At 65.1% G+C, this 8,810-nt stretch carries 9 protein-coding genes; 6 read left to right on the top strand and 3 right to left on the bottom strand.

Annotated features, from left to right (window positions below; all coding sequences use genetic code 11):
- Together ABSG20_RS22720 and ABSG20_RS22715 are read left to right on the top strand one after the other, a co-directional pair.
- The coding region (locus ABSG20_RS22720) for a formylglycine-generating enzyme family protein (RefSeq protein WP_423866758.1) at positions 1-1,346 on the top strand (1,346 nt) is incomplete at its 5' end.
- A 229-nt stretch (positions 1,347-1,575) separates the two neighbouring features.
- A complete protein-coding gene (locus ABSG20_RS22715; protein ID WP_423866760.1) occupies positions 1,576-1,785 on the top strand; it encodes an SUMF1/EgtB/PvdO family nonheme iron enzyme in 210 nt (69 codons plus the stop codon).
- A 462-nt stretch (positions 1,786-2,247) separates the two neighbouring features.
- Here ABSG20_RS22715 and ABSG20_RS22710 read toward each other — a convergent pair whose 3' ends face one another.
- Together ABSG20_RS22710 and ABSG20_RS22705 are read right to left on the bottom strand one after the other, a co-directional pair.
- Positions 2,248-4,002, bottom strand: a complete 1,755-nt coding sequence (locus tag ABSG20_RS22710) for a heparinase II/III family protein (protein WP_423866757.1) — start codon at positions 4,000-4,002, stop codon at positions 2,248-2,250.
- Positions 4,003-4,118: 116 nt separating this feature from the next.
- Positions 4,119-5,471: an RsmB/NOP family class I SAM-dependent RNA methyltransferase gene (locus tag ABSG20_RS22705; RefSeq protein WP_423866756.1), complete on the bottom strand. Its 1,353-nt coding sequence runs from the start codon at positions 5,469-5,471 to the stop codon at positions 4,119-4,121.
- 187 nt (positions 5,472-5,658) lie between these two features.
- Between ABSG20_RS22705 and ABSG20_RS22700 the strand changes: the two genes are divergently transcribed.
- The gene (locus tag ABSG20_RS22700; protein ID WP_423866759.1) at positions 5,659-5,874 is read left to right on the top strand and encodes a DUF1674 domain-containing protein; all 216 of its coding nucleotides are present in this window, start codon (positions 5,659-5,661) and stop codon (positions 5,872-5,874) included.
- A gap of 16 nt (positions 5,875-5,890) precedes the next feature.
- On the opposite strand, the gene ABSG20_RS22695 is transcribed toward ABSG20_RS22700, so the two are convergent.
- Positions 5,891-6,403, bottom strand: coding sequence for a L,D-transpeptidase (locus ABSG20_RS22695; protein ID WP_423866755.1), 513 nt, complete (start codon positions 6,401-6,403; stop codon positions 5,891-5,893).
- A gap of 313 nt (positions 6,404-6,716) precedes the next feature.
- Between ABSG20_RS22695 and ABSG20_RS22690 the strand changes: the two genes are divergently transcribed.
- The 3 genes from ABSG20_RS22690 to ABSG20_RS22680 all read left to right on the top strand — a co-directional run bounded on the left by ABSG20_RS22690 (position 6,717) and on the right by ABSG20_RS22680 (position 8,702).
- On the top strand, positions 6,717-7,667 hold the full coding sequence (locus ABSG20_RS22690; RefSeq protein ID WP_423866754.1) for a glutathione S-transferase family protein: 951 nt from the start codon (positions 6,717-6,719) through the stop codon (positions 7,665-7,667).
- 157 nt (positions 7,668-7,824) lie between these two features.
- Positions 7,825-8,178: a toll/interleukin-1 receptor domain-containing protein gene (locus ABSG20_RS22685; RefSeq protein ID WP_423866753.1), complete on the top strand. Its 354-nt coding sequence runs from the start codon at positions 7,825-7,827 to the stop codon at positions 8,176-8,178.
- A gap of 71 nt (positions 8,179-8,249) precedes the next feature.
- On the top strand, positions 8,250-8,702 hold the full coding sequence (locus tag ABSG20_RS22680; protein WP_423866752.1) for a toll/interleukin-1 receptor domain-containing protein: 453 nt from the start codon (positions 8,250-8,252) through the stop codon (positions 8,700-8,702).
- Positions 8,703-8,810 lie beyond the last annotated feature (108 nt).

Genomic DNA, 8,810 nt, shown 5'->3' with positions numbered 1-8,810 from the left:
TTCCGCTCGTGATCGAGCCGTGCGAGTTGCCTTTGTTCTCGACGCTGGAACAGAACATCGACCTGACCACGGCAGCCGGGTCACCGCGTGATCACGCTTTCGATCCATTGCTGGGCGATCTGGAGCGGTTGGTCGGCCGGGCACCGCAGACGGATTACAGGGACCTGGTCCAATACGAGGCGACCTGGCGCGCGATGGGCGCCATGCCGCTGGCACGTTTCCCGCTGGAGGCGGCACCGCCCCGGGAGGTCGTCGTGCGCGACTTGGGCGCGGCGTCGTCCGGTGCCAATGATCCAGCACACGATTACGCCTTCTGGGAGCGGCAATGGGAGAAGCAGGGCAACGGTGCCAACCTGGTCGCCCTGCGTGCTATCGCGGACGAGGCGCCCCGCTACTTTGCCGTTCAGGCCCGTGCGCGGATCGCCGAGATCGAAGCCGAGCGGCGCCAGCAGGCGGAGCGTGAGCAGCAGGCGCGAGAGGCTGAGGCCAGTCAAAGAGCGGAGCAGGGGCGCGTCGAGCGGGAGCAGGCCGCGGCAGCGCAAGGCTACAAGGCCGAAGGCCGCATCAAAGTCGATGCCGGGATTTTCCATGGCGCCCCAAAAGGCTGGTTCAAGCCGGGTGCCGGCAAGATCGAATGGTTTAAGGACATCGAGATCGGCCCGGAAATGGTGGTTATCCCGGCCGGCGAATTCACGATGGGATCGAACGATTTCGAAGACGAAAAGCCGCCGCACAAGGTCGTGATCCGGCAGCCCTTCGCCGTCGGCAGGCTCGCCGTCACGTTTGACGAATGGGAAGCGTGCGCCGCGGCTGGCGGTTGCAAGGGCTACCGTCCCGAAGACCAACGCTGGGGCCGCGGCAAGCGGCCGGTGATCAACATCTCATGGCACGACGCGAATGAATACCTTGCCTGGTTGTCGGCGAGAACGGGACAGAACTACCGGCTGCTGAGCGAGGCCGAATGGGAATATGCCGCCCGCGCCGGCTCGCTGACGAAATACCCATGGGGCGATGAGATTGGCGAGGGCCATGCCAACGGCCGCGATTCCGGCTGCCAGTGGAGCGGCAAACAGACGGCGCCGGTCGGATCATTCGCGCCCAATGGCTGGGGTCTTCATGATATGCACGGCAATGTGTGGGAGTGGGTCGAAGATCCTTACCATGACACATACGCGGGCGCGCCAAAAGAGGGCTCGGTATGGGCCAGCGGTGGGTCGTCTTCCCGCGTTCTGCGCGGGGGTTCCTGGGCTTACTATGCCGACGGCCTCCGCTCGGCCTACCGCAGCCACGACCATCCCGACGACCGCGACGTCAGTGTCGGCTTCCGTGTTGCCAGAACGCTCTAACGTCTGGTCCCCTTTACATCCTTACATCATGAGCAGGACGGTGAGGCCGGGTCGTGGTCCAAGGGTGTCCGCCGGAGGCGGACCGGTTTTTTTTCCCGGTGCAAATCTCTTCGGGCGGCTTGCACGGGCTTTGGATTCCGGAAACGCTGAATGTGGAGGAAGTTTCCTCCGTCTCCGGGCTTCGCTTGCTTCGCGCCCCGGAGCCTGAACGGCCCCGTCTTCCCGCGTTCTGCGCGGGGGTTCCTGGAACAACAATGCCAACAACCTCCGCTCGGCCAACCGCAACCACAACCAACCCGACAACCGCAACAACAATGTCGGCTTCCGTGTTGCCAGCACGCTTTTTCGCCGGAGCCGGCAGGATCAAGGTCCTGCCGGGTGTGCACAGGACGGCAAATATTCGTACCGCCGCCCGATGAGCGTTCAGGGCCGTTCATGATGAGACGGCCCGGGGGCTGAGCCCCGGGCCACCGCGGCGCCGGTCCTGGGTCCAGCGCGGCCGACCGGCGCCGCTGGCTTCCGCTAGTTGTAGCAACTCATACGCGCTAGCTTAAGCACGCCAGTCAGGTGGCCCCAACTCTCTCACTCCCTCTCCCCGCTTCTTTAGCGCGGGAGAGGGTGGGGTGAGGGGGCCACTTGGGCGGTCCCGATGCGGCGCCCCCCTCACCCCAACCCTACCCCAACCCTCTCCCGCCCCCGCGAAAGCTACGCTTTCGCTTGGGGGGAGAGGGAGCCCACCGTCTACGCGGCCAGCGTCCGGGACACGAGTTCTTAAGCTAGCGCGTATGGGGCAGGCCCCTACCTCAACTGGCACCGAACGTGTGGTGAAACCCCCGCTCCCGACCACGCGGGAAATGGGCACGCCTTGCGGGGGATGGAATGCGGCTGCTTTGTCCGCATCCTACAGCGGCAATTCCGGCTCGCGGCGTGCATCACGCCTCGTCGCTGCCGCCGAGGGCGAGGCTGTCGCGCGCACAAAACTCCAGCGGATGCTGGGGGCAGAGCGCAGGTCCTGCCGGATCACGATCTGGGCGGTACGGCGTGGGCCGTCGCTTCCCGCCAGGAACACGCTTTCTTCCAGCTCGACCTTGTCGTCGAGCGCCTCAAACGTCCAGACGTCCCGGTTCGGCAAAACCAGCATCACCCCGCGGGCGTCGCCGAGGCGGCTCGCCTTCACCGCGGGGTGCAGGTGAAAGCGTAACGCGTAGTCGGTCTCGGTGCTCCTGGAACGGGCGCCCGGCGGCGGCGACAGGGTGTCTTCGCCGTCGAGCCGGGAGCCGTCACGGGCCACCATCAGCTGCCGTCGATGCACCACGCCGAAACGCTCGAGGTAACCGTCATGCGAGGCGGTCAAGTGCTCGCCATCGGCGGCGGCCTCGCGATAATTCTCGACATGGGCCGGACCACTCACGATCGGTGCACCCTGCAGCAGCCGCTTCATCGCCGAGAGTTCGACGAACTGGCAGGAGGACGTATCATGTAGGGTCAGCGTCGAATGCGCCGCGGTGCTGCGCGCGAAGGCGCGCCAGTTGTCGCGTCCGGTCGACGGCATGCCGCAATTGATGACGATCCGGCTCGTCCCCGACGACAATTCAAACGACAGGCAGCCGGCGTGGGCCTCCTGACTGACGCCAGGCGGCGGTGGCGCCCCGGTATCCACGATCACGGTCATGGCGTCGGCATCGAGACGCTGGAAACCGGTGTGCGGCATGCTCGCCATCGGGGTGCCGTGGGTGTCGTCATAAGCGAGCAGGGTCGCCAGCTGGTCGGATGGCGCGCTGCTCATGCCGTTGAACAGCGCGAAGCTGCCGTCGCCGTGACGGAAGAATCGCAGCATCGGCATCATGCGGTCGATCGCGTTCAAAAGCGCCGGCGGCGGTGCGACATTGCGGGCGGCGAAGGTCTGGCGCAGCGGCAACAGGTCGATCAACAATTCGATCAGCGCGCCGGGATTGCGCGAGATGTGCCCGCCATCGGGGAGAATTTGCCGCTGCAGTTCGTCGGTGAGCCTGCGCGAGGCGGCGCGGACGTGCCGCGCCTGGTTGGCGAGGCACAGCGAAGCGTAACACAGCGCGATCACGACCTGCAGCCGCGCCACGCCGTCCGGGATGTCGAGCATGGTGTAGCGCAGGGTGCGGATTTCACGCGTCAGTCCGCGCAAATAGCGCCGATAGAATTTACTGTCGGCGTCGCCGAGCACCAATGGCGCCTGCGACAACAGCGAAATGACGCGGCGCGCCAGCACGTCGGCGCGGCGGCCGGCCGGCCGACGGCGCGACGGATAGGAAATCCAGTCGTCGACCAGCGAACGGGCGTTGGCGCGGGTCAGCGCGGTATCGGCGGCGCGCAAATGCCGCAGCCATCCGAAGCCGAGCAGCGCCACCTCCCAATCTTCCGACGGCGGCTCGAGATCGAAGATCGAGCGCCCGTGGCAGGTCACGATCTTGCCCGCAAACACGAAGCGGCCGGCATAGATTTCAGCCGCCCGGGTGGCGTCGGCGGTGCGCAGGTCGTGCGGGGCGATGGTGAGGCGATCGGTGCGGCCCGGCCACAGCCGCGACAGCGCCATCGAGCCGCCGCTGGCGCGCGACATCACGTTCCGCGCGAAGCGGCCCACGATCAGCGTCGAGATGCGTCTGCGTTGGGCGACGGACACGTCTTACCTTGGATTGGGAGGGTTCGATGCGAATCCTTTTAATCCGGAAACGCCGGGCAAGACACCATCTTGAAACCGCGGGAATCAAGCAGGCGGGATGAAAATCCAGTGCAAAATCAAGATTTAATCAATCGTGCGGCGTAGAATCCGTCGAGCCCGGCCAGCCGCGGGTCCTGATGCGGCAGATGGCAGGGCAGCGTGCGCAAATCGCCCTCCGCGGTCAAAAGTTCGCCGAGCCCAGCGACCTCGGAAGCCGTAATTGGCACCCGGCGCATGCCGGATTCGGTGGCCAGAAGCGCTGAGATGGCCTGTTCGCCCTCTTCCGGTTCCAGCGAGCAGGTACAATAGACCAGCGTTCCGCCCGGCTTGAGCAGCACCGCCGCCCGTTGCAGCAGGCGCTTCTGCAGCGCCACCAGCGCGCCGATATCGGCTTCCTGCCGGAGCCAGGCGACATCGGGATGGCGGCGGACGGTGCCGGTGGATGCGCAGGGCGCATCCACCAAAATACCGTCGAAACCCTCACCCCCCTTGGTCCCCTGCCACTCCGCGGCGTCGGCGACCGCGGTCTCGGCCTGCAGTTGCAGCCGGTCGAGATTGTCACGCAGCCGCGCCATGCGACCGGGAGAGCGGTCGACCGCGGTGACGCGCGCGCCGGCCTGGACGAGCTGGGCGGCCTTGCCGCCCGGCGCCGCGCAGAGATCGGCGATGGACTTGCCGCCGACGTTGTCGAACAGGCGTGCCGGCAGGGCGGCAGCGGCGTCCTGCACCCACCACGAGCCTTCGGCAAAGCCCGGCAACATCGTCACCGCGCCCTGCAGCAGCGTGCGCACGGTCCCGGTCGGCAGCGTTTCGCCGTGCAGGCGGGTGGCCCATTGCGCCGGGTCGGACTTCACGGTGAGATCGAGCGAGGGCTCGTGGCTGATCGCAACCGCGATGTCCCGCGCCCTCGTCGCGCCGTAATGGGCGACCCAGCGCGCCATCAGCCAGGGCGGAACATCGAGGGACTGCGATTTGACCTCGTCGATCAAGGGTTGGCCCTCGCGTGCGCAGCGGCGCAGCACCGCGTTGACGAGTCCGGCATATTTCGCGGCCCGCCGGTCCGACTGCACCAGCCGCACCGACAGGTCGACGGCGGCGTGATCGGGCACGTCCATCCACAGAATCTGCGCGGCACCGATCAATAGCGCACTCTGCGCGCGCGGCGCGTCGGTCGGGATGCCGCGATCGAGCAGCCGCGACAATACATGACCCAAGGTGCCGAGCCGCCGCAAAGTGGTCGCCACCAGGCGCCGCATCAGGGCCCGATCGCGGTCGGAAAGCGCCTTCACACCGGGGTGCGCGGCGGCGCCGTCGAGTTGCTCGTCGAGCGTCCGGCGCTTATGCAGCACCCCGTCGAGAATATCCGCCGCGATCCGCCGCGCCGCAAGACCCGGCACCTCGGATGGCGTGGCGAACCGTTGAGGAGTCATGGAGCGGGAACATCTCGAAATAATGGACGGCGATTCGCATTTCAGTCTATGCCATCGGGACCAATAATTCTTGTGGCATCGCAATATGCCAAATGTAAGAATCGCTTTTTCGCAATTCACGATTGCCGGAGGACCGCATACCGAGCCCTGGCATGAAGCGGTCCGTGACCACAGTTTGATTGCCGAGATGACCAGCGAACCCTCTCCGCCCTCCCCCGCCCAAGCGCGGGAACGCAAGCCGCTAACGCCGGCAGCCAAGCGTGCGCTCGCGGAAGCCGAAGCCCGACGGCAAGCCGGCGAGGCCGATGCGCGGCCCGCAGCCCCGGAGTTCCAGGGCCCGAAAGGCCCGGAACCCACCCGCTACGGCGACTGGGAGAACAAGGGCATCGCCTCGGACTTCTGAATCCTTCCGGACTCGATCAGCGCGAGACCACCACCGGTGTTCCGACGGAAACCCGCTGATAGAGGTCGCTGATATCGGCATTCAGCATGCGGATACAGCCGTAGGAGACAAAACCGCCGACCGAACCCGGCATATTGGTGCCGTGGATCGCGTATTCGCCGCCCGCCAGCGTCATCGCGGCGACGCCCATGGGGTTGCGCGGCGAGCCGCCGGGAATGACGTCCGGCATCGACGGCTTGTCATGCTTGACTTCCGCGGGCGGCGACCATGCCGGATTGCGGTACTTGCCGTCGATCCGGGTGGCGCCGGCCCATTGCTTGCCGGCCTTGCCGACGCCGACCGGATAGCGCATGGCGTGGCCGGGATCGACCACCAGATAGAGCCGTCGCTCGTTGGTCTTTACCACGATCGTGCCCGGCGAATAATCACCCCGGAAACCGACCAGGTCCGGCCGCGCCTGGGCCGCCGTCGCCATCAACATCCCCGCCCCGAGGGTGGCGGCCAGCGCCACCGCAATCTTCAACGACATCAATCTCTCCTTCTCGCCCGGCCAGCCGCCCGGGCCATGAAATCAGTTGCAAATCCCGCAAAGCGCCGGCTTTGCCGCCAAGTACCCTGCCTTGGTATTTTTACGTGTCTGCGTTAACGCGGAGGTTACCGCGAAGCCCGGATGTGGGCCTCCAGCCCGGCCAAGGAAAGAAAATGTTCGAAGCAAAGTAAATGACCGGAAAACAACACTCGCCCGGAAAGTGTATTGCGGGCGGGGCGGGTCCTGACAATGATGTGAGCGGCGAGGCAGACCGGTCTATGGCAGCGCTGACTCTTAACAACGGGATCGTGCCATGGGCGTCATGGTCGAAGGCATCTGGCGAAAGGACGATGGCTTTCCGGCTGATGCCACCGGGCGCTTCACCCGCCCGGCCTCGCCGCTGCGCAACTGGATAACGCCTGACGGGGCGCCCGGGCCGAGCGGTCGCGGCGGCTTTGCCGCCGAGCCCGGCCGCTATCATCTCTACGTGTCGCTGGCCTGCCCGTGGGCCCACCGCACCCTGATCTTTCGCACCTTGAAAGGCCTTGAAGATGCGATCGGCCTGTCCGTGGTGCACTGGCACATGGGCCTCGATGGCTGGACCTTCGAGCCCGGTCCGGGCGTGATCGCGGACCCGATCCATCATGCGCGGCTGCTGTCCCAGGTCTATGCCAATAGCGACCCGGCCTATAGCGGCCGGGTGACCGTTCCCTTGCTGTGGGATCGCAAGAGCGCGCAAATCGTCAACAATGAATCATCCGAAATCATCCGGATGCTGAATTCGGCCTTCGATCGCGTCGGGGCCCGGCCCGGCGATTTCTATCCCGCCGATCTGCGCGACGAGATCGAGGCGCTCAACGCGCGGATTTATGAGACCGTCAATAACGGGGTCTACCGGGCGGGCTTTGCGCGCAGCCAACAGGCTTACGACGAGGCCGTGACCGCGCTGTTCGCATCGCTGGACTGGCTTGATGAGCGGTTGTCCGGACGGCGCTTTCTGCTCGGAGACCGGCTGACCGAAGCGGACTGGCGCTTGTTCACCACCCTGATCCGGTTCGACACCGTCTATGTCGGGCACTTCAAATGCAACATCCGGCGCATTGCCGACTACCCGCATCTGTCGCGCTATCTGAAGGAGCTCTACCGGCAACCGCTGATCGCGCCGACCGTGAATTTCTTTCACATCAAGCATCATTATTACGAAAGCCATCGCGGCATTAATCCGAGCGGCATCGTGCCGGCCGGGCCGGTGCTGGATTTGTGAGGCCGCTATACGCGGCCGGGTGGCCGACGAGGCGGGTGCCCGCCGATTTCGCTGGCTCGTCCTCGGCGACCTGATACCATCGAAAAGTCTGGGGAAAGGGTCAAATGCTCAGCGGCGCTTTGCATTCCATCCAGACAAGCGGGACTGTGAGGCTGCGATGGCAGGGGAAGCGTCCGAAAGGCTGGTTTTCATAAGCCACGCCGGCGAGGACACCTGGATCGCACGCCAGATTGCCCGCGAGGTACAAAGCCGCGGCGCGCGGCCGTTCCTCGATCAGGCCGACGTCGATGTCGGAGCCGAGTATGAAGAAGAGATTCTGCTTTTTCTTGGTCAGGCCAACGAGCTGATCGTATTGTTCACACCGTGGTCGCTGGAGCGACCGTACGTACGTCTGGGCGGAGGTCGGGGCCGCATGGTTGAGGAGGATTCCTATCGTCGTAGCGCTCTTGGGGATCACCCCGGCCGAGTTTCAGAGCCGACCCAATACCCCCCTGTTTCTGAAGAAACGTGATATCATTGAATTGAACCAGATCGACAAGTACCTAGATCAGCTGGGTGGGCGCGTGGCTGGAGAAGGCGGCAATGGCTAACACTCCGCGAATTTTTATCTCATATGCGCGCGGCGACGAGGCATGGGCGGCGCAGTTCGTCGATGAACTCAAGGCTCAGGGCGTCGAAGCTTGGTACGACAAAACGGCCATCGAATTCGGGGATCGATGGAGCGAGAAGATGGAGCAGGCTCTGCGTGCGGCTCCAGTCGTTGCGATTCTGCTCGGTCCTGGATCCATCAATAATCCCTGGACGGAGTTCGAACTGGGAGCCGCCTTGGCGGGCAATAAGAAAATCATTCCGATCTTGACGCAGGACGTTGATCGCGAGGTCCCGATCTGGTTGCCGCCGCTGTTGCGCAACCGGCGGCTGCTGCGGGAGGCCTCTCCACAGGCGGCCGCGAGGCGCGTGGCGGAGGTCGTCGGTAGTATGATGGATCGCGATACGGAAGATGCGGACCTGCCCCCGCGAGCAGGGACAGGCTAGGCCTCGCTAGATTCACGCCTGCGCGTCCTTCTTGTTCTGGCGGTGCTCGACGAGATCGTCGACCACGGCCGGATCGGCCAGGGTCGAGGTGTCCCCTAAGCTGCCCGG

The organism is Bradyrhizobium sp., from assembly GCF_049512235.1.
In the GTDB taxonomy this organism is placed as follows: Bacteria; Pseudomonadota; Alphaproteobacteria; order Rhizobiales; family Xanthobacteraceae; genus Bradyrhizobium.
The sequence above is the reverse complement of the archived record's forward strand: the minus strand, read 5'-3'. Positions and strand labels throughout refer to the sequence as shown.